23 protein-coding genes and 1 riboswitch are annotated in these 24843 nt (G+C 74.6%); of the genes, 18 read left to right on the top strand and 5 right to left on the bottom strand.

The genetic code is table 11. From position 1 onward, the window contains the following. Positions 1-52 precede the first annotated feature (52 nt). The 12 genes from ACTWO6_RS29320 (at position 53) to thiC (ending at position 11009) form a co-directional block, all read left to right on the top strand. Positions 53-658 (top strand): class I SAM-dependent methyltransferase, encoded by a 606-nt coding sequence (locus ACTWO6_RS29320; RefSeq protein WP_446220813.1) that lies wholly within the window; start codon positions 53-55, stop codon positions 656-658. Between the two features lie 41 nt (positions 659-699). Next, positions 700-2379 carry an ABC-F family ATP-binding cassette domain-containing protein gene (locus ACTWO6_RS29315; protein WP_446216944.1) on the top strand — a complete coding sequence of 560 codons (1680 nt, stop codon included), beginning with the start codon at positions 700-702 and terminating at the stop codon, positions 2377-2379. Further along, the gene (locus ACTWO6_RS29310; protein WP_446216943.1) at positions 2364-2978 is read left to right on the top strand and encodes a nucleotidyltransferase domain-containing protein; all 615 of its coding nucleotides are present in this window, start codon (positions 2364-2366) and stop codon (positions 2976-2978) included. Before ACTWO6_RS29315 ends, ACTWO6_RS29310 begins: the two co-directional genes overlap by 16 nt. Positions 2979-3023: 45 nt before the next feature. After that, positions 3024-3173 carry a hypothetical protein gene (locus tag ACTWO6_RS29305; protein WP_446216942.1) on the top strand — a complete coding sequence of 50 codons (150 nt, stop codon included), beginning with the start codon at positions 3024-3026 and terminating at the stop codon, positions 3171-3173. A gap of 237 nt (positions 3174-3410) precedes the next feature. After that, positions 3411-4373: an aldo/keto reductase gene (locus tag ACTWO6_RS29300; protein ID WP_446216941.1), complete on the top strand. Its 963-nt coding sequence runs from the start codon at positions 3411-3413 to the stop codon at positions 4371-4373. Between the two features lie 623 nt (positions 4374-4996). After that, positions 4997-5105: riboswitch (TPP riboswitch) on the top strand. Further along, positions 5100-5726, top strand: a complete 627-nt coding sequence (gene thiE / locus ACTWO6_RS29295; RefSeq protein ID WP_446216940.1) for a thiamine phosphate synthase — start codon at positions 5100-5102, stop codon at positions 5724-5726. Its footprint overlaps the riboswitch before it by 6 nt. Continuing rightward, complete coding sequence (gene thiO / locus ACTWO6_RS29290) at positions 5720-6922, top strand: glycine oxidase ThiO (RefSeq protein ID WP_446216939.1); 1203 nt, start codon at positions 5720-5722, stop codon at positions 6920-6922. Before thiE ends, thiO begins: the two co-directional genes overlap by 7 nt. After that, on the top strand, positions 6913-7113 hold the full coding sequence (thiS, locus tag ACTWO6_RS29285) for a sulfur carrier protein ThiS (RefSeq protein ID WP_130340081.1): 201 nt from the start codon (positions 6913-6915) through the stop codon (positions 7111-7113). The genes thiO and thiS overlap by 10 nt, the downstream gene beginning before the upstream one ends. After that, positions 7110-7889, top strand: a complete 780-nt coding sequence (locus ACTWO6_RS29280; protein WP_446216938.1) for a thiazole synthase — start codon at positions 7110-7112, stop codon at positions 7887-7889. Before thiS ends, ACTWO6_RS29280 begins: the two co-directional genes overlap by 4 nt. 68 nt (positions 7890-7957) lie before the next feature. After that, positions 7958-8605, top strand: coding sequence for a thiamine phosphate synthase (locus ACTWO6_RS29275; RefSeq protein WP_446220812.1), 648 nt, complete (start codon positions 7958-7960; stop codon positions 8603-8605). A 5-nt stretch (positions 8606-8610) separates the two neighbouring features. Next, positions 8611-9399: a bifunctional hydroxymethylpyrimidine kinase/phosphomethylpyrimidine kinase gene (thiD, locus tag ACTWO6_RS29270; protein ID WP_446216937.1), complete on the top strand. Its 789-nt coding sequence runs from the start codon at positions 8611-8613 to the stop codon at positions 9397-9399. Positions 9400-9416: 17 nt separating this feature from the next. After that, positions 9417-11009, top strand: coding sequence for a phosphomethylpyrimidine synthase ThiC (gene thiC / locus ACTWO6_RS29265; RefSeq protein ID WP_446216936.1), 1593 nt, complete (start codon positions 9417-9419; stop codon positions 11007-11009). A gap of 50 nt (positions 11010-11059) precedes the next feature. On the opposite strand, the gene ACTWO6_RS29260 is transcribed toward thiC, so the two are convergent. From ACTWO6_RS29260 to ACTWO6_RS29245, 4 genes are all read right to left on the bottom strand, one after another. Further along, entirely contained in the window at positions 11060-14134 is a 3075-nt protein-coding gene (locus ACTWO6_RS29260) for a hypothetical protein (protein WP_446216935.1), read from the bottom strand. Positions 14135-14209: 75 nt separating this feature from the next. Next, positions 14210-14518 carry a cupin gene (locus tag ACTWO6_RS29255; RefSeq protein WP_446216934.1) on the bottom strand — a complete coding sequence of 103 codons (309 nt, stop codon included), beginning with the start codon at positions 14516-14518 and terminating at the stop codon, positions 14210-14212. Continuing rightward, the gene (locus tag ACTWO6_RS29250; protein ID WP_446216933.1) at positions 14515-15465 is read right to left on the bottom strand and encodes an LLM class F420-dependent oxidoreductase; all 951 of its coding nucleotides are present in this window, start codon (positions 15463-15465) and stop codon (positions 14515-14517) included. Before ACTWO6_RS29250 ends, ACTWO6_RS29255 begins: the two co-directional genes overlap by 4 nt. 2 nt (positions 15466-15467) lie before the next feature. Further along, entirely contained in the window at positions 15468-16307 is an 840-nt protein-coding gene (locus ACTWO6_RS29245; RefSeq protein ID WP_446216932.1) for an ABC transporter ATP-binding protein, read from the bottom strand. Between the two features lie 285 nt (positions 16308-16592). On the opposite strand from ACTWO6_RS29245, the gene ACTWO6_RS29240 reads away from it, so the two are divergent. Together ACTWO6_RS29240 and ACTWO6_RS29235 are read left to right on the top strand one after the other, a co-directional pair. Continuing rightward, positions 16593-17624 (top strand): ABC transporter substrate-binding protein, encoded by a 1032-nt coding sequence (locus ACTWO6_RS29240; protein WP_446216931.1) that lies wholly within the window; start codon positions 16593-16595, stop codon positions 17622-17624. A gap of 101 nt (positions 17625-17725) precedes the next feature. Then, on the top strand, positions 17726-18574 hold the full coding sequence (locus ACTWO6_RS29235) for an ABC transporter permease (protein WP_446216930.1): 849 nt from the start codon (positions 17726-17728) through the stop codon (positions 18572-18574). Between the two features lie 64 nt (positions 18575-18638). On the opposite strand, the gene ACTWO6_RS29230 is transcribed toward ACTWO6_RS29235, so the two are convergent. After that, positions 18639-19820, bottom strand: coding sequence for an ABC transporter substrate-binding protein (locus tag ACTWO6_RS29230; RefSeq protein ID WP_446216929.1), 1182 nt, complete (start codon positions 19818-19820; stop codon positions 18639-18641). Positions 19821-20266: 446 nt separating this feature from the next. Here ACTWO6_RS29230 and ACTWO6_RS29225 point away from each other — a divergent pair, with 446 nt between their 5' ends. The 4 genes from ACTWO6_RS29225 (at position 20267) to ACTWO6_RS29210 (ending at position 24793) form a co-directional block, all read left to right on the top strand. Next, a complete protein-coding gene (locus ACTWO6_RS29225) occupies positions 20267-23356 on the top strand; it encodes a sensor histidine kinase (protein WP_446216928.1) in 3090 nt (1029 codons plus the stop codon). Further along, positions 23353-23760 (top strand): roadblock/LC7 domain-containing protein, encoded by a 408-nt coding sequence (locus ACTWO6_RS29220; protein ID WP_007465177.1) that lies wholly within the window; start codon positions 23353-23355, stop codon positions 23758-23760. The genes ACTWO6_RS29225 and ACTWO6_RS29220 overlap by 4 nt, the downstream gene beginning before the upstream one ends. A 66-nt stretch (positions 23761-23826) precedes the next feature. Then, on the top strand, positions 23827-24189 hold the full coding sequence (locus tag ACTWO6_RS29215) for a DUF742 domain-containing protein (RefSeq protein WP_130340064.1): 363 nt from the start codon (positions 23827-23829) through the stop codon (positions 24187-24189). Continuing rightward, complete coding sequence (locus ACTWO6_RS29210; RefSeq protein ID WP_446216927.1) at positions 24170-24793, top strand: GTP-binding protein; 624 nt, start codon at positions 24170-24172, stop codon at positions 24791-24793. Before ACTWO6_RS29215 ends, ACTWO6_RS29210 begins: the two co-directional genes overlap by 20 nt. Positions 24794-24843: the final 50 nt, after the last annotated feature.

Here is a 24843-nt window from a genome sequence, read left to right as displayed (position 1 = left end):
GTTCGTGACGCCGTCGACCGACCCCCGGCGGGCCGGTGCGACAATGCCGGACGTGACCGGCGACCACTACTTCACCGCTGAACCCACGATCGCCGCCCAGCCGCGCGAGGTCGAGTTCTCCGTCGCCGGGCGCGACTTCACCCTCACCTCGGCCGGCGGCGTCTTCTCCGCCGACCGCCTCGACCCCGGCACCGCCGTGCTGCTGCGCAAGGCGGAGCTGCCGTCGCCCGGCACCACCGGGCCGCTGCTCGACCTGGGCTGCGGATTCGGCCCGATCAGCTGCGTGCTCGCCACCTGCGCGCCGGACGCCACCGTCTGGGCGGTCGACGTCAACGAGCGGGCCCGCGCCCTCACCGCCGCCAACGCCGCCCGGGTCGGCGCGGCCGACCGGGTGCGGGTGGCGGCCCCGGACGACGTACCGGCGGACCTCACCTTCGCCCAGCTCTGGTCCAACCCGCCGATCCGGATCGGCAAGACCGAGCTGCACGAACTGCTGCGCCGCTGGCTGCCCCGGCTCGCCCCGGACGGCGTCGCCTGGCTGGTCGTCGCCCGGCACCTCGGCGGCGACTCGCTGCACCGCTGGCTCGTCGAGCAGGGCTGGCAGGTCGAACGGCACGCCAGCCAGAAGGGCTACCGGGTGCTGCGGGTCACCCGGTAATCGAGTGTCGCCCGCCCCGGTCGCTCGGGCAGGATGCCGGCGTGGGATACGTGGACGTGGCAGCGGTGGGGCACATCCTGCCCGACGGTCGGGAACTCTTCGCCGACGTGTCGTTCCGGGTCGGTGAGGGCGCCAAGGTGGCCCTGGTCGGGCCGAACGGCGCCGGCAAGACCACCCTGCTGCGGATGGTCGCCGGGGACCTGCCGGTGAAGGCCGGCGTGGTCGCCCGCTCCGGCGGCCTCGGCGTGATGCGGCAGTTCATCGGCATGATCGGGGACGACAGCACGCTCGCCGACCTGGCCCTCTCGCTCGCCCCGCCGGCCCTGCGCGACGCCGGCCGCCGGCTCGTCGCCACCGAGGCGGCCATGCGGGACGCCGAGGTCCGCGGCAAGTACAGCACCGCCGCCGGCAAGGCCCAGCTCGCGTACGCGGACGCGCTCGCGGCCTGGGGAGAGGCCGGCGGGTACGACGCCGAGGTGCTCTTCGACACCGTCGCCACCATCGTGCTCGACCTGCCCTGGGACGCCGCCCGGGAGCGGCCCGTCCGGACCCTCTCCGGCGGCCAGCAGAAGCGGTTCGCCCTGGAACTGCTGCTCCGCGGCACCGACGAGGTGCTGCTCCTCGACGAGCCGGACAACTTCCTCGACGTGCCCGGCAAACGGTGGCTGGAGGCGCGGCTGCGCGAGTCCGGCAAGTCGGTGCTCTACGTCTCGCACGACCGGGAACTCCTCGCCCAGACCGCCGACCGGGTGGTGGCGGTCGAGGGCGGCAGCGCCTGGGTGCACCCGGGCGGCTTCGCGAGCTGGCACGAGGCGCGGGTCGCCCGGCACGCCCGCCTCGACGAGCTGCGCCGCCGCTGGGACGAGGAGCACCAGAAGCTCCGCGAGCTGATGCTGATGTACAAGCAGAAGGCCGCGTACAACGACGGGATGGCCTCCCGGTACCAGGCCGCGCAGACCCGGTTGCGCAAGTTCGAGGAGGCCGGGCCGCCGCCCGTACCGCCGAAGGACCAGGACATCCGGATGCGCCTGACCGGCGGGCGGACCGGCAAGCGCGCGGTCGTCGCCGAGCAGCTTGAGCTCGACGGCCTGACCTACCCCTTCGACCTGGAGATCTGGTACGGCGACCGGGTCGCCGTGCTCGGCGCGAACGGGACGGGGAAGTCCCACTTCCTCCGGCTGCTCGCCCGGGGCGGCACCGACCCGGAGCCGGCCAACACCCCGGTCGACGGGGCGGGCGCCCTCGCGCCCGTCACCCACGACGGGGTGGTGCGGCTCGGCGCCCGGGTCCGGCCCGGGCACTTCTCACAGACCCACGACCGGCCCGAGCTGATGGCGAAGACGCTGGTCGACATCCTGTGGCGGGGCGACGAACACCGCGCCGGGATGGACCGGCACGCGGCGATGGCCGCGCTCAGCCGGTACGAGCTGGCCGGCCAGGGTGACCAGCGGTTCGGGACCCTCTCCGGCGGGCAGCAGGCGCGGTTCCTGGTGCTGCTGCTCGAGCTGTCCGGGGCGACCCTGCTGCTGCTCGACGAGCCGACGGACAACCTCGACCTGGCCTCCGCCGAGGCGTTGGAGGCGGGGCTGACCGCGTTCGAGGGGACCGTGATCGCGGTGACCCACGACCGGTGGTTCACCCGCTCCTTCGACCGCTTCGTGCTGTTCCGCGGCGACGGCGAGGTGGTGGAGACGACGGAGCCGGTGTGGGACGTGAAGTGATCGGCGCCGAACTGGCCGACCGGCTCCAGGAAGTGGACGGGGTGGTGGCGGTCGCGCTCGGCGGCAGCCGCGCCCGCTGCGAGCACCGGCCCGACTCGGACTGGGACCTCGGCCTCTACTACCGGGGCGCGCTGGATGTGGCCGCGTTGCGTGAGGTGGCCGCCGCGGTCGCCGACGACGAGGTGGAACTCACCGCGCCCGGCGGCTGGGGCCCCTGGGTCGACGGCGGCGGGTGGCTGCGGATCGGTGGCGTGGCGGTCGACTGGATCTACCGTGACCTCGACCGGGTGCACCGGAGCTGGGCCGACTGCCGCGCCGGCCGCTACCAGGTCGGCGTGCAGGCCGGGCATCCGCTCGGCTTCTACTCCCACGCGTACGCCGGCGAGGTGGCGCTCTGCCAGGTGCTCGGCGACCCGACCGGCGAGCTGACGGCGCTGCGGGAGGAGACCTCGTCGTACCCGCCCGCGCTGGCCGTCGCCCTGGTGGCCGGCGGGTGGGAGGCCGGGTTCCTGCTCGACGGCGCGGCGAAGGGCGCCGCCGCCGGCGACGCCGGATACGTGGCGGGCTGCCTCTTCCGGGTCGTCGGCGTGCTGGCCTAGGCGATGCACGGCCGGGCCGGGCGGTGGCTGGTCAACGAGAAGGGCATGATCGCATCGGCGGGCCGGCTGCCCGGCGCGCCGCCCGGCTTCGCGACCCGGGCGCAGCGACTGCTCGGCAGCGTCGGGCAGACCCCGGCCGAGCTGGCCGCCACCATCGAGGCGGCCCGCCGGCTGGTCGCCGAGGCGCTGCGCTGACCGGTGCCACCTGACGGGCCCCGGGTGCCGGCAGCGGTCGCGGGGTGATCCGGCTCTGCCGGTGGGTGCTTCGCGGTCGCTATGAAGCTGATGTCGTGAACGAATCACCGTCGAGCCGTGGCTGCGACGCCCGGGCCGCCCGGGGCCGTCGAGGTCCGGCGGTCCGTGGGACCGCCGAGCCGGCCCGGGACGGGCGCTCGCCGGCCGGCCCGGTGGCCGCAACCCGGCAGGCATATGGTGGATCTCGTGACTGAGATGACCTACCGCCGGTTGGGCGACTCCGGGCTCGTGGTGTCCGTGGTCGGCATCGGCTGCAACAACTTCGGCCGCAAGCTCGACATCGACGGCACCCGGGCGGTGGTGGACGCCGCCCTCGACGCCGGCATCAACTTCTTCGACACCGCCGACATCTACGGGGAGCCGCAGGGTGGTTCCGAGGACCTGCTCGGCCAGGCGCTCAAGGGCCGCCGGGACGACGTCGTGGTCGCCACCAAGTTCGGCATGGACATGCATGGTCTCAACGGCCCGGACTTCGGCGCCCGCGGCGCCCGCCGCTACATCGCCCGCGCGGTCGAGGCGTCGCTGCGCCGGCTCGGCACCGACCACATCGACCTGTACCAGATGCACGAGCCCGACCCCGGCACCCCGATCGACGAGACCCTCGCCGCGCTGGACGACCTGGTGCGGGCCGGCAAGGTCCGCTATCTCGGCAACTCGAACTTCGCCGGCTGGCAGATCGCCGACGCCGACTGGACCGCCTCCTCCCAGGGGCGGGCCCGCTTCATCAGCGCGCAGAACCACTACTCGCTGCTGGAGCGGTCCGTCGAGGCCGAGGTGATCCCCGCGTGCGAGCGGTTCGGCCTCGGCATGCTGCCGTTCTTCCCGCTCGCCAACGGGCTGCTCACCGGCAAGTACAAGCGCGGCGAGGCCCCGCCCGCCGGCAGCCGGCTCTCCGGCGGCGGCCGGTACGCCGAGCGCCTGGCCGCCGCGGACTGGGACACCATCGAGGCGATCGAGGCGTACGCCGCGGAGCGCGGGATCACCATGCTCCAGGTGGCCATCGGCGGGCTGGCCGCCCGTCCCGCCGTGACCTCGGTGATCGCCGGCGCCACCACGCCCGAGCAGGTGCGCGCCAACGCCGAGGCGGGCACCTGGCAGCCGACCGACGAGGACTTCGACGCCCTCGACGCCATCCTCTGACAGCACACCCGCCCGCCACCCCCGCCCGGACCACGCCCGGCCGCCCCACCGTGGGCGCCGGGCGCCGCACGCCGCCCGGGCATTGCACCCTGCCCGCACCGCACCGCACCGCACCGCACCGCACCGCGCCGCACCGCGCCGGGGGCGCTGCACCGGCCGTGCCGGGGCACCGCACCGGGGCCGTGGGCGGCGGGCTGTGTCGTCGCCGCCCACGATCGCCGTGGTTCTGGCCGTGAGTGGAACGTCATGGGTGTCACCGGGCGGTTTTGACACCCAGGTCCGGCGATCGCCGCGTCCGGCGGGAGGCGCAGCGCGACGGCGTCGCACCACATCCGGTGGTCGTCCGCGCGGTAGCCGTCGCGGTGCACGTACACGTCGGGGAGCAGCCGTCGCCACGCCGGACCGCGCAGCATCGTCCAGGTCAGCAGTCCGTCGGCGACGGCCCGACTGCCCCTGAACGGCAGGAACGACAGCCGTCGTGGAACACGCGGCGGCAACGGCATCCGGACAGCATGGCGTGAGCGGATGGTCACCCGCTGCCCCCGGCATCGACATCGGACGGTCAGTGGGAAAAGCCAACTCCCGCCCTTGGCGGATCCGCCCATCCGTCGTACGGTAGGCCGCAAGTGACCCACGGGAGCCCGGTGCACCGGGCTGAGAGGGGGGCTGAAGCCCCCGACCGTCGAACCTGATCCGGGTAATGCCGGCGCAGGGAGGAGAGTTGCCGTGCCGTCCCTGGGACGACTGCATCTGATCACCGACACCCGGCCGGGGCGGGACCCGCTCGCCGTGCTGCGCGCCGCCCTGCCGGTGGCCCGCGCCGAGCTGGTCGTCCAGGTCCGCGTCGAGGATGACGCCACCGACCGCCAGGCGTACGACCTGGCCCGCCGGGTGGTCGCGCTCTGCCGGCCGTACGGGGCGACGTGCCTGGTCAACGACCGGCTGCACGTGGCGCTCGCGGTCGACGCCGCGGGCGGGCACGTCGGCGCGGAGGACCTGCCGGTGCGGGCGGCCCGCCGGGTGCTCGGCTCGGCCGCCGTGCTCGGGGCGACCGCGCGGGAGCCGGGGAGCGCCGCCGAGGCGGCCGCCGCCGGGGCCAGCTACCTGGGCGTCGGCCCCTGCCACCCGACCGGCACCAAGAGCGGCCTGCCCGCGCCGATCGGCCCCGCCGGGGTGCGCGCGGTCGCCTCGGCGGTGGACGTGCCGGTGATCGCCATCGGCGGAGTGACCGCCCCGAGCGTGCCCGCGTTGCGAGCCGCCGGGGCGTACGGGGTGGCGGTGGTCGGCGCGCTCTCCGGGGCTGCGGATCCCGCGCGGGCCACCGCCGAGCTGCTCGGGGCGCTGACGTGCTGACCCGACCGGACGTCGCCGTGGTGGGGGCGGGACCGGTCGGGCTGGCGATCGCCTGGCGCTGCGCGTCGCGCGGGCTGCGGGTGGTCGTGCACGACCCGGCGCCGGGTACCGGAGCCTCGCACGTTGCGGCCGGGATGCTCGCGCCGGTCGCCGAGGCGTACTTCGGGGAGCACGAGCTGACCGGGCTGCTCGTCGAGTCCGCCGCCCGCTGGCCGGGCTTCGCCGCCGAGCTGGCCGAGGCCGCCGGCGCCGGATTCGGGTACCGCACCGAGGGGACGCTGGTGGTCGGGCTCACCGGCGACGACCTGGCCGAGGCGCGGCGACTGTGGTCGTACCAGCAGGGGTTGGGGCTGCCGATCACCCCGCTGCGCCCGTCGGAGCTGCGGGACCGCGAACCGGCGCTCGCGCCGCGGGTGCGCGGCGGCGCGGTCGCCCCCGGCGACCACCAGGTCGACCCGCGCCGGCTGGTCGCCGCGCTGCTGGCGGCGGCCGAGCGGGCCGGGGCGACACTGCTGCCGGGCCGGGTCGCCCGCCTGTCCGACGTGGACGCGGGCGTCACCGTGGTGGCGGCCGGCTGCGGGGCGGCGGCGCTCACCGGGCTGCCGGTCCGGCCGGTGAAGGGGCAGGTGCTCCGGCTCCGCGCGCCCGGTCGCGGCGCGCCGGGCTTCCGGCACGTGATCCGGGGGTACGCGGACGGCGAGTCGGTCTACCTGGTGCCCCGGGACAGCGGCGAGGTGGTGGTCGGGGCGACCGTCGAGGAGCGCGCCGACACCGAGGTGACCGCGGGCGCGGTGCTGCGGCTGCTCCGCGCCGCCGTCGACCTGGTGCCGGAGCTGGCCGAGTACGACCTGGTCGAGGCGTCCGCCGGGCTGCGCCCCGGCACGCCGGACAACGCGCCGATCGTCGGGCCGCTGCCCGGCCGGCCCGGGGTGCTCGCCGCCACCGGGCACCACCGGCACGGCATCGTGCTCACCCCGGTCACCGCCGACCTGGTCACCGAGCTGATCGTCACCGGCGAGGCGGACCCGCTGCTCACCCCCTTCCTTCCCGACCGGTTCGCCGCCGCCGACCTCGACGTGCCGGTCGGCGCCGGCCGGGCCGCGACGGCGGCCGGTGGGATCACGCCGCCGGCGGCCGGCCGGGGCGTCGACCGGAACCGGACCGCATCCGCCATGGAGGAGGAGACGTGGAACTGATCGTCAACGGCGCCGGGCGCGACCTGCCCGGCGGGTCGACCGTGGCGGACCTGGTCCGCGCGGTCACCGACCAGCGGCGCGGGCTCGCGGTCGCGGTGAACGGCGAGGTGGTGCCGCGCGGCGGCTGGCCGGCGACGGTGCTGCGGGACGGCGACCGGGTCGAGGTGCTCAGCGCCGCCCAGGGCGGGTGAGCGGGGTGACCTTCACGATCGGCGGCGCGACCTTCGGCTCGCGGCTCATCCTGGGCACCGGCGGCGCGGCCAACCTGCACGTGCTGGAGCAGGCGATCCGCGCCTCCGGCACCGAGCTGGTGACGCTGGCGCTGCGTCGCGTCGACACCGCCCCCGGCACCGGCGGCGGGCTGCTCGACCTGCTCGACCGGTGCGGGGTGAAGCTGCTGCCGAACACCGCCGGCTGCCACACCGCCACCGAGGCGGTGAAGGTGGCCCACCTGGCCCGGGAGGCGTTCGACACCGACTGGGTGAAGCTGGAGGTGATCGGCGACGAGCGCACGCTGCTGCCCGACGGGGTGGAGCTGCTCCGCGCCGCCGAGGAGCTGGTCGCCGCCGGGTTCACCGTGCTGCCGTACACCTCGGACGACCCGATCCTGGCCCGGCGGCTCGCCGACGTGGGCTGCGCCGCGGTGATGCCGGCCGGCGCGCCGATCGGCTCCGGTCTGGGCGTCACGAACCCGCACCACATCCGACTGATCCGGCAGAGCGTGGCCGTGCCGGTGATCCTCGACGCCGGCATCGGCACCGCCTCCGACGCGGCGCTCGCCATGGAGCTGGGCTGCGACGCGGTGCTGCTGGCCAGCGCGGTCACCCGGGCCGCCGACCCGGTGGCGATGGCCACCGCCATGCGGTACGCCGTCGCGGCCGGCCGCCTCGCCCACGACGCCGGTCGCATCCCCCGCCGCTTCCACGCCCTCCCCTCCACCCCCGACGAGGGAAGGCCCGACCTGTGACCGCCTTCCTCGCGGGTGCGGTCACCGCTCGGGCCGCGTGGAACGACGGGTGCGGCGATGCCGGGCGGGTGGCGTCGGGGCTCGTCGTGCTCACCGACCGGTGGCAGGCGCGGCGACCGCTGGCCCAGGTGGTCGCGGCGGCGGTGGCCGGGGGAGCGCGGTGGGTGGTGCTGCGGGAGAAGGACCTGCCCCGCGCCGAGCGCGCCGCCCTCGCCGCCGACCTGCGCCCGATCCTCGCCGAGGCCGGCGGCACCCTGATCGTCGCCGGCCCCGACCCCCTCGACGGCGACGCCGTACACCTACCCTCGGCCGGTCCCTACCCGCCCCCGCGCCACGGGCTGGTCGGCCGCTCCTGCCACGACCGGGCAGAACTGTCCCGACTCACCACAGAGGACTACGCGACCCTGTCGCCCGTCTTCCCCACCAGGACCAAACCCGGCTACGGCCCACCCCTGCACCCCGACGGACTCCGCGACCTGATCCAGGCCAGCCCCGTGCCGATCCTCGCCCTCGGCGGAGTGGAAACCCCGGAACAGGTGCACGCCTGCCTCGACGCGGGAGCCGTGGGGGTGGCTGTCCTCGGCGCCATCATGCGAGCGCGAGACCCCAGCGAGGCAGCCAGGGCTTTGACGACGCCGTTCCGGTCGACGCGGACCCGGCACGACCGCGCTCCGGTCTCCGCAGCCCCAAGCGCAACCGCCGAGAAGCCCAGGTGAGGGACATGACCCCGACGACCGTCCTCACCATCGCCGGATCGGACTCCGGCGCGGGCGCCGGCATCCAGGCCGACCTCAAGGTCTTCGCCGCCCTCGGCGCGTACGGCACGTCCGTCATCACCGCCGTCACCGCGCAGAACACCCGGGGCGTCGACGCCGTCCTGCCGCTGCCACCCCGGACGGTCACCGAGCAGCTCGACAGCGTGCTCGGCGACTTCGGCGTACGGGCGGTGAAGACCGGCATGCTCGGCACCCCGGCGGTCGCCGACGTGGTGGCCGACGCGGCGCGGGCCGGGCGGCTGCCGCGCCTGGTCGTCGACCCGGTGCTGGTCGCCACCAGTGGACACCGGCTCGGCGTGGTGGAGGCGGTCGAGCGGCTGCTGCCGTACGCGGAGGTGGCGACGCCGAACTGCGCGGAGGCCGCCGCCCTCACCGGACGCCCGGTGACCACGGTCGAGGAGATGGTCGCCGCCGCCGAGGCGCTCGCGGCCGGCGGCCCGGCCCACGTGGTGGTCACCGGCGGCGACGTGGACGCGGCCGGCGAGTCGGTCGACGTGCTGGCCGGCGGCGGGACGACCACCCTGCTGCGGGCACCCCGCGTGGCCACCCGGCACAACCACGGCACCGGCTGTTCGTTCTCGGCGGCGATCACCGTCCGGCTGGCGGCGGGCGACCCGGTGCCGGTCGCGGTCGCCGCCGCCAAGGAGTACGTCACCCGCGCGCTGACCGGCGCGCGGGGTTGGGAGTTGGGCGCGGGACGCGGCCCGCTGGACCACTTCGGCTGGTCCCGTTGACCATCAGGGAGGCTGTCATGCAGGCACGTCACAAGGTCTACGTCGAGGGGTCACGGCCGGACGTCCGGGTGCCGTTCGCCGAGGTGGAGCTGACCGGGGACAACCCCCCGCTGCGGCTCTACGACACGTCCGGGCCGGGCTCGGACCCGGCGGTCGGGCTGCCGCCGCTGCGCGGCCCGTGGATCGCCGCGCGCGGCGACGTGGCACCGGTGCGCGGCGCCGGGACGCCGCTCGCCGGCGCGGACGGGAAGCGGCCCACCCAGCTCGCGTACGCGCGGGCCGGCATGGTGACGCCGGAGATGGAGTTCGTGGCGGTCCGGGAGGGCGTCGCGCCGGAGTTCGTCCGGGACGAGATCGCCGCCGGGCGGGCGGTGCTGCCGCTCAACGTCAACCACCCGGAGTGCGAGCCGGCGATCATCGGCAAGGCGTTCCTGGTGAAGGTGAACGCCAACATCGGCACCTCGGCGGTCACCTCCTCCGTCGCCGAGGAGGTGGAGAAGCTGACCTGGGCGACCCGCTGGGGCGCCGACACGGTGATGGACCTCTCCACCGGCAAGCGGATCCACGAGACCCGCGAGGCGATCGTGCGGAACTCGCCGGTACCGATCGGCACCGTGCCGATCTACCAGGCCCTGGAGAAGGTCGGCGGCGACCCGGTGAAGCTGAGCTGGGAGGTGTTCCGGCAGACCGTCGTCGAGCAGGCCGAGCAGGGCGTCGACTACATGACGGTGCACGCCGGGGTGCTGCTGCCGTACGTGCCCCTCGCGGTGGACCGGGTCACCGGGATCGTCTCCCGCGGCGGCTCGATCATGGCGGCCTGGTGCCTGGCGCACCACGAGGAGAACTTCCTCTACACCAACTTCCGCGAGCTGTGCGAGATCCTCGCGCGGTACGACGTGACCTTCTCGCTCGGCGACGGGCTGCGGCCCGGCTCCATCGCCGACGCCAACGACGCGGCGCAGTTCGCCGAGCTGCGCACCCTCGGCGAGCTGACCAGGATCGCCTGGGAGTACGACGTGCAGGTGATGATCGAGGGCCCGGGTCACGTGCCGATGCACAAGATCAAGGAGAACGTGGACCTCCAGCAGGAGTGGTGCCACGAGGCCCCGTTCTACACCCTCGGCCCGCTGACCACCGACATCGCGCCCGCGTACGACCACATCACCTCGGCTATCGGCGCCGCGATGATCGGCATGTTCGGCACCGCGATGCTCTGCTACGTCACCCCGAAGGAGCACCTGGGGCTGCCGGACCGGGACGACGTGAAGGCGGGCGTGATCGCGTACAAGGTCGCGGCGCACGCCGCCGACCTGGCCAAGGGCCACCCGGGCGCGCAGGCCTGGGACGACGCGCTGTCGAAGGCCCGGTTCGAGTTCCGCTGGGAGGACCAGTTCAACCTCTCGCTCGACCCGGAGACCGCGCGGTCGTACCACGACGCGACGCTCCCCGCGGAACCGGCGAAGACCGCGCACTTCTGCTCGATGTGCGGGCCGAAGTTCTGCTCCATGAAGATCACCCAGGAGCTGAAGGAGTACGCCGCCCGGGGCATGAAGGACAAGTCGGAGGAGTTCCTCTCCTCCGGCGGCCGGGTCTACCTGCCGCTCGCCTGAGGTCACGCCGGTCGGGCCGTCCCGTGCGGTCGGCCCGACCGGCGTACCGGTCAGTCCCGGTGGTGCCGGCCGGTACGCAGCGAACCGGAGTCGCTCTCCGCGGTCGGCCGGCCCAGCCCGGTGACCCAGTCGACGTACTCCTCGTCGCGCGCCGGCACCGGCTCCGACTCCCGGGTGTTCCGCTCCGTCGTACTCTCCTCGCCGCCCTTCGCGCGGTTCCGGCGGAACAGGCCACGGCGGGGCCGGGACTTCCCGGCTGCGGCCTCCTCGCCTCCGCCGGCCGGGGCCGGGGATTGGTCATCCGGCTCCCGCTCCGGGTCGTCGGCCTGGTGCGCGGGGACGGGGGAATCGGCCGGCGCCGGCTCGGCCGCGCGCCGCGCGTTCGCCAGGGCGTCCCAACTGGCCGCCCGGCCCAGGTCGGGCAGCGCGCGGTGCCGGGGGCGCGGCGCCGGCTCGACCGCACTGCCGCTCGCCTCGTCGGCGGCGGCGTCCGTCGTGGACCCGGTGGGCGCGCCGGCCTGCCGGGGAGTGGCCGGCCACGCCGGCGCGGGCGCGATCGGCCAGGCCGGCCGAACGTCGCCGCGCCGATCCGCGTCCTCGAAGATCGGGATGCGGGGCCGCGGCGAGAAGTCGTGTCCGGCCTCCGCCGGAGCGTCGTCGGGCGTCGCCGGCGACAGGTGCGCCGGGCCGGCGGGCGGCGAGGTCGGCAGGCTCCCGTCGGGTCGGCCGGTGCCCGTCGCGGACCCCGACGCGCCGCCGGCCCAGCCGGCGGCGCCGGACATACCGGCGGTCCCGGCCGGGTCCGGGGCGCTGGCCTCGTCGTCGATGGTGGACCGACCGGCGGTACGGGACCGTGCGGCTGCGGTGGCCTCGTCGGAGGCGGTGGACCGGCCGGGGGTACGGGGCTTTCCGGCGCCGGCGGTCGCCTCGGCCCGCCGGGATGTGGCGGCCACCGGTGCGGGGCCGGTGCGGGCCGGCTTGCCGGTCGGGGTGGGGTGGCCGGTCTCCGGTGCGGCGTCGGTAGGGGTCGGCGTCGGGGCCGTCGGCGTCGGCTCGGCCGACCCGCTGGCGGTCGCCCGCGCCTTGCGGGCCCGCTTCGGCCGGCCCGTCGACGGCGCCGGGGAGGCCGACCCGGAGCCGGCGGGCGAGCCGGACCGGGACGCCGGGGCGTCGGCCGCCGTACCGGCCAGCCCGGTCAGGGGGCCGCCGTCCGGCGTCTCGGCTCCGGGTCGGGGCGCCTCGCTCTCCGGCGTGCGTGGTGACACCTCGACGTCGGGCGTGGCCGCTTTGCCCCTGCGGGTGGCGCCCGGCGCCGGGACGCCCGGGCCGGGAGCCGCATCGTCGGCCGTGGGCGTCGCCGTCCCGGCCGAGGGTGCGGTCGTCGCTGCCCCGGTCGACGGGCCGTTGGCCGCATGCCCGGACGTGGGTGCCGCTGCCTCCGTCCAGGAGGCGGGCGTCGCTGTCGCGGGCGTAGGTGTCGCCGGGGCGGGCGGCACGATCCCGGCCGCGGGCCGCTTCGCCTGCGGGGCGGACGTCCGGCCGGCGGCGACCACGTCGACGGCCGAGATGCGCCTCGCCGACGAGAGCGGGGTGGGCGCCGGCAGGCTCTGGGCCGGGTCGTCGGCGTCCCGTTCGATCACCGGACCGGCCCCGCCCGCCCCGATCACGGCCGGCGGGCCGATGGTGCGGTCGCGGGCCACAGCGCCGGGAGTCGGAGCGCCGGCCAGGCGGCCCGGGTCATCCTCGACGGCGGGAACGGGAACCGAGGTCACGGGGCCAGAGTCGTCGACGGACGGCACGGACGGGGTCGTGAGGTCGCGGTCGTCGGCGGGTACCACGGACGGGGTCGCGGGGCCGCGGTCGTCGGCCGGTACCAGCGACGGGGTCGCGAGGTCGCGGTCCTCGGTGGTGGCCGGGACGGGGGTGGTGGCCCGGCCCCGGTCGTCGTCGGAACGGGCGGCCCGGCCGGTGGCCGGTCGGGCGAAGCCGGCCGGTGCCGGCGTCGGCGTGCCGCTCGACGCCACCGGCCAGACCCAGTGCGCGGGGGTGGGCCGACCGGCGCCGGCCGGGTCGGTGTCCCGGGCGGCCGGATAGCGGTCGAGGTCGACGGTGCTGCCGCCCGCGGCCGTGGTCGGCGCTCCGGCGTGGCTCGGGTCGGCCGTGGCCGGGTCGTCCTCCGTCCGGTCCAGCCGAGCCCCCGCGTACGCGGGGGTGGGCCCGGTCGGGAGGGGCTGGAGGATGTCGGTCGGCTCGATGGCGCCGGTCGCCGGCGTCCCCGCCGGCCGGCGCAGCACGGTGGCGGCCGTCGAGCCGAGCGCGCCGGCGGCGACCGCGATGAGCGCCCCGTAGTAGGGCGCGAGCTGGTACCGGTCGGCCGCGTCGCCCGGCCCGGCGGTCAGGTAGGCGAACGCCACCAGGGCCGGGCCGGCCGCGCCCGCGGCGCCGCCGACCAGCGGCGGGTGGCCGCGTCGGCGGGCCAGCGCGCCGACCGCCGCGCCTGCGAGCAGTGCCACCGTGGGCAGCAGCAGCATGGCCAGGCGCTGGGCCGTCGCGGTGTCCAGCCACGACGGTTCCAGGACCCCGAGGCGTGCGGTGGCCAGCGGCCCGGTCGAGGCCAGCGCCGGCGCTACCGAGACCAGCGCGAGCAGCCAGAGGAGGCCGCCCGTCATCGCGATGTTCCAGCCCAGCGGCGGGTTCAGCAGTACGGCGAGCGCCGCCCCGGCGCCGACCACCGCGCCGAGGATGGCGCAGATGCCGACCGCCCAGACCGGGTCGACCGTGCCGCCGAACTCGGCCGCGCGGGCGGGCTGCATGCACAAAGGCGCGACGACGATCGCGCCGAGCGCGGCGGCCCCGGCGACCGAGAACTGTTCGGTGGTGCCGCCCGGGACGCCGTCCCGGCGGGCGAGACGTTCGGTGCCGACGGCGCCGGCCACCGCGGCGACCGCCGCGAACCAGGCCACCCAGACGAGCTGGGCCGGCCACCGGTTGACGGAGCCGTCGGTGAACGCGCCGTTGAGGCGCACGATGCCGAACCCGTACGCGATGCCGAGCTGGCCGGCCCCGGCCAGCGCGCTCACCCCGAGCGCCGTGAGCAGCAGCCTGCCCCACGTCCGAAAGGCCATGTCGGGCACGTTACGGCCCGGTGCGCCCGATCGCCACCTTGACGCAGCGCGGCGCGGCGCATACCTCCGGTGTGGCTACTTCAACTCGACCAGGCGGGCCAGATAGGTCGTGTCCCCGACGTTGGTGAGCATGTGCACGGCGCCCGGGTCGCGGTAGACCACCCCGCCGGCCGGCTCGTCGGCGTCGATCCGGGTGCCGTCGACGGTCTGCACCACGTTCTTCGCGCCCTGGATCGCCACCACCAGGTACGGGTGGTCGTGCCGGTGCAGCGGCTGCCGCTCGCCCGGCTCGAGCCGGATGTGCCAGACCCGCACCCGGTCGTTCTCGTGGACGATCTCCTGGCCCACCGGGCCGAGTTCGACGTCGTGGGCGAGTTCGGTCATCGGACTCCGTCCAGCTGGGGGAGCACCTCGGCGGCGATGAGCTCCAGGTGGTCGAGGTCGGAGAAGTCGATCAGCCGCAGGTGCACCCGGGTGGCGCCGATCGCGGCGAACTCGCCGAGCCGGTCGACCAGCTGTGCCGGGGAGCCGACCACCGGGTCCTCCGGCGGCAGGGCGCTCTTGACGTGCAGCGGCGCGGCCCGCCGCTGCGCCTCCGCGTCGGTCCGGCCGATCGCCACCACGATGCCGGCGGAGAGCACCAGCGGCGCCCGCCCGGACTCCGTACGGCCGGTGCGCTGGCACGCCTCGGCCACCCGCTCGTACGCGGCGGCCGTCTCGGCGACGCTCTTGAACGGCATGTTGAACTCGTCGGCGTACCGGGCGGCCAGCTCGGGGGTGCGCTTGGGGCCGCGACCGCCGACGATCACCGGCGGGCCGGGTCGCTGCACCGGCTTGGGCAGCGCGGGCGCGTCCACCAGCCGGTAGTGGTCACCGGTGAAGCTGTAGGTCTCGTCGGACGGGGCGCGCCACAGCCCGGTGATGATCTCGAGCTGTTCCGCCAGCCGGTCGAACCGCTCGGCCACTGCGGGGAAGGGGATGCCGTACGAGAGGTGTTCCCGCTCGTACCAGCCGGCGCCGATGCCCAGCTCGACCCGGCCCCCGCTCATCTGGTCGACCTGGGCGACCATCACCGCGAGGGGCCCGGGGAGCCGGAAGGTGGCCGAGCTGACCAGCGTGCCGAGCCGGATCCGGGAGGTCTCCCGGGCCAGCCCGGCCAGGGTCAGCCAGGCGTCCGTCGGGCCGGGCAGGCCGGGGTCGTCGCCCATCGACTGGTAGTGGTCGGCGCGGAGGAAGCCCTCGAACCCGGCCGCCTCGACCAGGCGGGCGAACCGGAGCTGGTCGTCGTAGCTGGCCCCGCGGTGCGGTTCGGTGAAGACGGACACCCGCATGGTCACCGTCCTCCCGTGCCGGACTCCACCGGCGTCTGCTGCGCCGGGTCGGCCGCCGCGTCCCCGGCCTGCGCCGGAACGACCGGGGCGTCCCGTTCCATCAACAGCTCGTGCAGGTCGGCGCTGACCCGGGCCACCTCGGCCAGGTGGGCGTTGCGACCGAGGGTGCGGGGGCGGGGGATGTCCACCTCGAGGATCTTGCGGATCCGGCCGGGGCGGGGGCTGAGCACGACGACCCGGTCGGCGAGCAGCACCGCCTCGTCGATCGAGTGGGTGACGAAGACGATGGTCGCCTTCGTCTCCATGTGCACCCGCTGGAGCTCGCCGGAGAGCTCTTCCCGGGTGAGCGCGTCGAGCGCCGAGAAGGGCTCGTCCATCAGCATCACCCGCGGCTCGCCGATCAGCGACCGGCACAGCGAGACCCGCTGCTGCATGCCGCCGGAGAGTTCGTGCGGCAGGCGCTTCTCGAAGCCGCCGAGGCCGGCCAGGTCCAGCAGGTCCCGGGCCCGCTCGCGGTGCTTCGCCCGGCTCCAGCCGAAGATCTCGACCGGGAGCAGGACGTTGTCCAGCACGGAGCGCCAGGGCAGCAGGGCGGGCCGCTGGAACAGCATGGCGATGTCGTGGCGGGGTCGGGTGATCGGCGTGCCGGCCACGGTGATCTTGCCCTCGGTGACCGGGAGCAGCCCGGCGATCATGCGGAGCAGGGTGGACTTGCCGCAGCCGGAGCGGCCGAGGACGGCGACGAACTCGCCCTCCGCGACGTCGAGGTCGATGCCGCGCAGCGCCTCGACGCGACCCGAGCGGCCGTCGAAGGTGCGGGACACCGCGGACATCTTGATCATCTCCGGCGGGCTCCCTTCCGTTCGGCGATCACGAGCCCGGCAAGGGTAACCGGCGGCCGTCCCTATAGCACCGTCCGGGGTGGACGGCCGCCGGTTTCCGTCGTGCAACTTCGTTTCCGTTCCGCAATCGATACGCGCGGTCTGGCGAAGCTGGCCTTCTCGTACGCTGTGCCCGCGAATAGTCCCCTCACGACGGTCCCGCCGGCTGCCCCTCCTGCCGGCGCCCGTCGGACCCACGACCCGTCCGGGTGAACCTGACCTGGTCGGAAAGGACATGGTGCACTGATGAGAAGGCTGACCCGTACGGTCGCCGCGGCCGCGCTGGCCACCGCCCTCGCCCTGGTCTCCGCCTGCAGCAGCGGCTCGGACAAGTCCGACGACGCCAAGAGCGCGGGTGCCGTCGGGATGGAGAAGGTGACCTATCTCACCTCGTTCGGCAACTTCGGCCGTGACTCCTACGCCTGGGTGGCGAAGGAGAAGGGCTTCTTCAAGGACGCCGGCTTCGACGTGGAGATCAAGCCCGGCCAGGGCACCGGCTATGTCATCCAGACCATCGTCGGCGGCCAGGCGGACTTCGGCCCGATCGACCTCACCGGCGGCATCCTCCAGCTCGGCAACGGCCAGGCCAAGGACTTCGTCGCGGTGGCGGCGATCCAGCAGCGCACCATGGCCGCCATCGTCTCGGTCGAGGGCAAGAACATCGCCACGCCGAAGGACCTGGAGGGCAAGAAGCTCGCCGACACCCCCAGCTCCGTCGTGCGCAACCTCTTCCCCACGTACGCCAAGCTGGCCGGCGTCGACGCCAGCAAGGTGACCTGGGTCAACGGTGAGCCGCAGACGCTGATGGGCACGCTCGCCTCCGGCTCGGTCGACGGCATCGGCCAGTTCGTGGTCGGTCAGCCGACCGTCGAGGCGGTGACCAAGAAGAAGCCGGTCGTGCTGCCGTACAGCAACGTCATGCAGGACCTCTACGGAAACGCGCTGATCACCTCCACGAAGATCGCCAAGGAGAAGCCGGAGATGGTCAAGCGCTTCACCGAGGCGCTGCTCAAGGGCCTGGAGTACGCCCTGGCCAACCCGCAGGAGGCGGCCGACATCCTGAAGCGGAACGTGGCCGCCACCAACCCGGCCGCGGCCGCCGCCGAGCTGCAGCTGATGGCCGCGTACGTCCGCTCCAGCAACTCCGGCACCGCGCTGGGCACCCTGGACAGCGGCCGGGTCGCCAAGAGCATCGCCCTGCTGCAGGGCGCGGGCGCGCTCAAGCAGAACCTGACCCCCGACCAGATCATCGACTTCAACGTCGCGCCGAAGGCCTGACCGGTCGACTCGGACAACGGGGGTGCGGCCCGCCGGGGTTCCGGTGGGGCGCACCCCCTTCCCGGGCCGGTCGTGGGGCCGGTCGAGCAGAGGAGGACACGTTGACGGAGTTCATCGGGGCCTGGGCCGGCACGCCGGCGCCGGGCCAGGCCGCGCCGGAGCCGGCCGGGTCGCGCCGGGCCGGCGTACGTCCGGCGACGGTGGGGCTGCCGGCGCTCGGGCTGCTGATCGCGGTGACGGTCTGGTGGACGGTGACGTCGGGCCTGCACCTGGTCCATCCGGCGTCCCTGCCGCCGCCGCAGGTGGTCTGGAGCGCGCTGACCGGGACGAGCGAGGTGCTGCTGCCGGCGCTGGGGATCACCACCGCGATGACCGTCCTCGGCTTCCTGCTCTCCTCGGTGGCGGGCGTGCTGATCGGCATGGCGCTGGCCGCCTCCCGGCGGGTGGAGCGGATGTTCGCGCCGCTGCTGGTGGCGATCAACGCGGTGCCGAAGATCGCGCTCGGTCCGCTGCTGGTGGTCTCGGTGGGCTGGGGTCAGAAGCCGATCCTGACCATGGTGTTCCTGCTCTGCTTCTTCCCGATCGTGCTTTCCACCGCGACCGGGCTGACCACCACCCCGGCTGACCTGGCCGACGTGGCCCGCTCGCTGAACGCCTCCTGGTGGCAGTCGTTCCGCAAGGTGCGCTTCCCGGCCGCCCTGCCGCAGATCTTCGTCGGGTTGAAGGTGGCGATGCCGCTCGCCGCGATCGGCGCGGTGATCGGGGAGTTCTACTCGGACAAGCCGGGGCTGGGCTACCAGATCCTCCAGTACAACGGGATCGGGGACACCGCGACGGCCTGGGCGGCGATCGTGCTGATCGCGGTGATGAGCATCCTGCTCTACTCCGCCCTCGGCCTCGTCGAGCGCCTCGCCCTCCCCTGGGTGCGCGCCACCACCTCGTCCCGCTGACCAGCGAGATCCTGGCGGGAAGTCGCCCTTCCGGGGGCCACTTCCCGCCAGGATCTCGACGAGCTCAGCCCGCCAGGCGCCAGCGGCCGCCGCGGGCGACCAGGGTCGTCAGCGCCTGGGGCATCAGGCCGGAGTGGTTGTCCGGGGTCATCCGGATCGGGCCGGAGAGGCCGTCCAGCTGCGACGTCTCCAGGACGTCGCGGAGGGCGTCCCGGTCCACCCGGCCGGGCTCCCCGCCGGCGCGCAGTTCGGCGTCCGCGACGAGCTGGACCGCGTCCGCGGCGAAGGACGAGAAGCCGTTGTACCCGCCGAAGCGCGCGGTGTAGCCCTGGAACCACTGGCGGCGGGCCGCCTTGGCCGGGGTGGTGGCGATGACGTCGTCGATCACCATGGTCTGGGTGAAGATCAGGGTCGCCTTCTCGGTGGTCCGCGCCGCGCCGCCGAGGAAGAGGTCGCCCGCGGCCGACGCGTCGAAGAAGAGCGACCCGGCGAACTTGGCCTGCCGGGCGCTGGCGGCCGCGAGCGACGCCTGCTCCGGCGGCGTCCAGACGATCAGCGCCTGCGGCTCCGGCTCCACCAGCGACGCGACCTGGTTGGTCACGTCGGTGTCGGTGGTGCGTACGGCCTCGGCGCCGAGCAGCCGGATGCCGGCCTTGGTGAATTCGCCGCGCAGCGCGCTCAGCCCCTCCTGCCCGTAGTCGTCGGCGCTGTGCAGCACGGTCACCTTGCGGATGTTGCGGCGGGTCAACTCGGTGGTGAGCGCGCCGGCGCTGTCGACCGCGTTGGGGGCCAGCTTGAAGACGTACCGGCGCTGGGCGATCGGTTCGGTGATGGCGCCGGCGGCGGCGAGTGCGATCGTCGGAATGCGCTTCTCGCCGATCGTGCGTACGGCGCCCACCGCGCATTCGTTGCAGCCGCCCATGATGATGGCGCTGACGTTGGAGTCGTTGCTGAAATCGTTGATGTTGCGCAGGGACTCGGCGGCGTCCGAGCGGTTGTCCTTCACCTTGAGCTGGATCTTCCGGCCGCCCAGCGCGCCGGAGGAGTTCAACTGCTCGATCTTCAGTTCCAGCGCCCGTTGGTACACCTTGCCGACCGGTGCCGAGGCGCCGGAGAGTTCGAGGTCCGCGGCGATGACGATCGGGCTGGTGTCCCGCTGCTCCTCGCCGAACTGGCAGCCGGTGAGCGTGGTGGCCAGCACGGCCGATGCGAGCGCCGCGATGCTCGCGGAGCGGATGGGGCTCAACTCAGTCCTCCAGGTGCGGCGCGGGCGATGCCCGATCACCGCCGCTTGTCCGTCCTCAGTGGAGAACGGGATCGGTCTGCCGTACGGTGTGCGCGAAGCCTGCAAAACCTTGCCAACGCGGGGCCCTGCGGTCAAGCGCGGAAGCCGGGAGCTGTTTCGGGACACTCATCCCATATGGTGGGGACATCGAATGTTTACTGCCGCTCACTTCGCAGCATCCGACCGACCACTCTGGATGTACATGCCCTGTTCAGGGGGCTGGGGAAAAGAAGGTAATAGTTGACCGGAGACCGGCTTGAGTGTCCGCCGACCGTTTCCTGCCTCACTGCGACTTCCCAAACAGGATCTTCTCTGATGAAATCGCGGCCGTGCCGCGCGTGGCGCTGGCCGCTGCACCAGGCACGGGTCGGCGGGTCAGGCGTGGAAGAAACGACGGAGGCGATGTCGTGAGCACCGGACCTACGACCCTGTTCGAGAGCCCCGGTGCGGACCTGCGGAACCGGCGACGGCGGCTGCCCCGGCTGCGGGACGCGCGGATCCGCTCCAAGCTCGCCCTCATCCTGGTCGTCCCGGTCGCGGCTGTCATCGCGTTGGCGACCATCCGACTCGTCTCGGTCGGTGAGGGCGCCTACGACGCCACCCGGATCCGCTCCCTCACCGCGCTCTCGATCGACATCTCGGCGCTCGGCCAGGACCTGCACAAGGAACGGATGGCCGCCGCCGTCTACCTGGCCGCGCCCGACCAGAAGCCGGACGACTACAACCTGCGGGTCCGCCGCACCGACGAGCGGATCACGGCGTACCGGGAGGAGCGCGGCCAGCTCGACGAGCTGCCGGCCTCGGTCCGGGACCGGCTCAAGGTCATCGACGACCACCTAACGACGTTGAACGGCACCCGGCAGGAGGTGCTGGACCGGCAGCAGATGCCGGTGTCCGAGGCGAGCCTGCGCTACGGCATCATCCTGACCGACCTCGTCTCGTACGGCGACACCCTCGCCCAGCAGTCCGGCGGGGAGAGTCTGGCCGACGCCCGCCGGGCGGTGGCCGCCTTCGCCCACGCCAAGGCGGCGGTCGCCGAGGAGCAGGCGGTGGCCTTCACCGCGCTGGCCTCCGGGCGGCTCGACGAGGAGCAGTTCTCCTCCTTCGTGGCGACCCTGACCAGTCAGCAGGAGGCGCTGCTCTCCTTCTCGCGCGCCGCCGAGCCGGAGCAGCGGAGCCTGGTCGACAGCACGGTCTCCGGCGACGCGGTGCAGCTCTCCGACCGGGTCGCGGCCGACCTGTCCCGGTCGGTCGGGCAGCGCCCGCTGGTCACCCGGGACGACGCCTCCGCCGCCATCGGCGCGGTCGACGACCTGATGCGGTGGGCCGAGATCCAGCTGCAGGACCGGCTCCTGGCCGACGCCGACGCGGCGCGTACGGAGGTCATCCGGCAGGCGGTCTTCGAGACGGCGCTCGTGCTGCTCACCCTGCTCATCGCGGTGACCCTCGCCGTGGTCCTCGCCCGCTCGCTCAACCACTCGCTGCGCCGGCTGCGGGAGGGCGCCCTGGCGGTGGCCAACCACGACCTGCCGGAGGCGGTCAGCCGCCTGCAGAACATCGGCGCCATCGGCGACGGCGGGGTGGAGGAGATCGTCCAGCAGGTCCGGGACCCGATCCAGCTCAGCAACCGCGACGAGGTCGGCCAGGTGGCGGTGGCCTTCAACGTGGTGCACCGGGAGGCCGTCCGGGTGGCGGCCGAGCAGGCCGCGCTGCGGACCAGCGTCTCGGCGATGTTCCTCAACCTGGCCCGGCGCAGTCAGACCCTGGTCGACCGGATGATCGGCGAGCTGGACGCGATCGAGCGCGGCGAGGAGGACCCGAAGCGCCTCGCCCAGCTCTTCGAGCTCGACCACCTGGCCACCCGGATGCGCCGCAACGACGAGAACCTGCTGGTGCTGGCGGGGGCCGACTCGGCCGTGCCGCGCCGCGACGACGCGCTCCTGGTGGACGTGCTGCGGGCCGCCCAGTCCGAGGTGGAGCTCTACAACCGGATCGAGTTCGGCACGGTCGACACCGACGTCTCGGTCTCCGCGCACGCGGTCAACGACGTGGTCCGGCTGGTCGCCGAGCTGCTGGACAACGCCACCCGGTTCTCCCCGCCGAACACCACGGTGGTGGCCGACGGTCGGCGGATCCGGGACTACGTGCTGATCCAGGTGGAGGACCGCGGTCTGGGCCTCACCGACGAGCAGCTCGACTCGCTGAACCGGCGGCTGGCCGCCCCGCCGACCGTGGATGTGGCCGCGTTCCGGCTGATGGGCCTCGCCGTGGTGAGTCGGCTCGCCTCCCGCTACGGCATCCGCGTCGAGCTGCGGCGCAACGTGGAGGGCGGGACGGTCGCCCAGGTGACCCTGCCGAACTCCACGGTGGTGCTGCCGGCCAGCCGGGGCCACGACCCGGCGCCGCTGGCCCGGCCGCGCCAGCCGCTGGCCGTCGAGCAGACGCCGCTCTCCCCGGTCGGCCACGCCGACCCGCTGGCCGGCGCCGGGCGTACCGCCGCGGCCACCCTGACCGACCAGTGGCGTACCGCGACGCCCGCGCCGGCCCGCTGGCAGGGGCCGGCCGAGGCGCGGGACCCCGGCCCCGCGGTGCAGGTGGGCGGCTCCACCGGCGCGCTGCCGAGCCTGCCCAGCATGCCGGCCACGCCGGCCGCGCCCCCGCCGCCGGCCCCCGTCTCCAGCGGCGGCCTCCCGGTGGGTACGCCCACCGTCGCCTACCCCACCAGCGACCCGCTGCCGAAGCGGACCTCGGGCGGGGAGGCGGCCGGTCCGGGCAGCTCGGGGCTGCCGGTGGGTCCGATCGCCGGGCTGGCCGGCGCCGCCGCGGCCGGCCCGGCCCCGATGTCGCCCCTGACCCCGCCGGCGCCGGTGGCTCCGCCCCCGGCCGCCCCGGTGGTCGCCCGGTCGGAACAGCCGGCCGAGGCGCCGATCTTCCGGGAGATGGAGGCGGTCTGGTTCCGCTCCCACGGTGACGACGAGACGACGATCTTCACCCGGCCCCGGTTCGACGACGACCCGGCCCCGGCCGCGCAGCAGCCGGTCGCCGCGGCGTCGCGGCCGCCGCTGCCGACCCGTACCCCGGGCGCCCGGGCGTCGGGCCGGGCCTCGTCGCCGCCGCCGTACACCCCGCCGTCGGCGTCGTCCGCGCCGCCCGCCGCGGCCGCACCCCCGCCCGTGCCACCGGTCTCCGCGTCGGCGTCGGCGCCGCCCGCGGTGGACCCGGACGCCTGGCGGACGGCGGCCGACGACGGCTGGTCGCGGGCGACCCGGGCCGCCGAGCCGACCACCGGCGGGACCACCCGCTCCGGTCTGCCGAAGCGGGTGCCGCAGGCCCAGCTCGTCCCCGGCGGCATCGAGCCGAAGGGGGGCCGGCCCCAGAGCCGGCGCACGCCCGACGAAGTACGCGGCCTGCTGTCGGCCTACCACCGCGGTGTGCAGCGGGGTCGGACGGCCGGCGCGGACCTGAACAGCACCTCGATCAAGGAGACGAACCGATGAACAGGCCAGCGGCCATGCAGGACATGGGTTGGCTGCTCACCAACTTCGCCGACAGCGTGGCGGGCATCGCCCACGTGGTGGCGGTGTCCGCGGACGGGCTGCTGCTCGCCTCCTCCCGGGACCTCCCCGGGGACCGGGCGGACCAGCTCGCCGCGATCACGTCCGGTGTGGTGAGCCTGACCGAGGGTGCGGCGCGGATGTTCAGCGCGGGTGGCGTGCTCCAGACCGTGATCGAGATGGACAGCGGCTACCTGTTCCTGATGTCGATCAGCGACGGCTCGTCGATGGCGGTGCTCGCCGCGCGCAGCTGCGACGTCGGCCAGGTGGGCTACGAGATGGCGCTGCTGGTGGAGCGGGTGGGGGCGGCCCTGGTGCCGCTGCCCCGGGACGCCGTCCGATCCTGACCGGAACCCGCGTGACTTGGTGATCCGGAGCCGGCCCGGCTCCGTACGGAGGGAGGTGATCGCGAGATGGAACCACGGCGGGACCCGCGCGGCGCGCTGGTGCGACCGTACGCGGTCACCCGGGGCCGCACCGAGCCGCTGCAGAACATCGCCCTGGAGGCGGTGCTGTCGTGCACACCCACCCAGGTGGCCGAGGCGCGGTTCGCCGGGCACGACAAGCACCGCATCGCCACGGTCTGCGAGGGCCGGGCACAGTCGCTCGCGGAGGTCGCCGCGTACACCCGGATGCCGCTGGGCGTCGCCCGGGTGCTGGTCGCCGACATGGTGGCCGAGGGCCTGCTGACGCTACACACCGCCGCTCCCGCCGAGGGATTCGAGGAGCGGATGAACCTGCTTGGAAGGGTGCTAAGTGGACTTCGCGAATTATGACCCCGCCGGGGCGCGCCGCAGCCGGGAGATCATCTCCGCGAAGATCGTGGTCGCGGGTGGCTTCGGCGTCGGCAAGACGACCCTGGTCGGAGCGATCTCCGAGATCACTCCGCTGACCACCGAGGCGTTGATGACGGCCGCCGGGGTGGGCATCGACGACCCGTCGAAGGTGCCCGGCAAGGAGACCACCACGGTCGCCATGGACTTCGGCCGGATCACCATGGCCCAGGACCTGATCCTCTACCTCTTCGGCACGCCGGGCCAGACCCGCTTCTGGTTCATGTGGGACGAGCTCATCCGGGGCGCGGTGGGCGCCGCGGTGCTGGTCGACACCCGGCGGATCACCGACGCCTTCGCCCCGCTCGACTACTTCGAGAACCGCAACCTGCCGTACGTGGTGGCGCTGAACCGGTTCGACGACGCGCCGCACTACGAGCTGGAGGAGGTCCGCGAGGCGCTGGCGATCTCGCCGGACGTGCCGCTGGTGATGTGCGACGCGCGGCAGCGGGACTCGGTCAAGCAGGTGCTGGTGACGGTCGTCGAGCACGCCATGCTCCGCCTCCAGGCCGAGCACGGTCGCGGTTTTCCTACCCCGGTCGGCTGACGCAGTCTGCCCCGGTGCGGGGCGGTCCGGGTACGTGTCGATATGGCGCC

Source organism: Micromonospora sp. IBHARD004 (assembly GCF_052814115.1).
The sequence above is the reverse complement of the archived record's forward strand: the minus strand, read 5'-3'. Positions and strand labels throughout refer to the sequence as shown.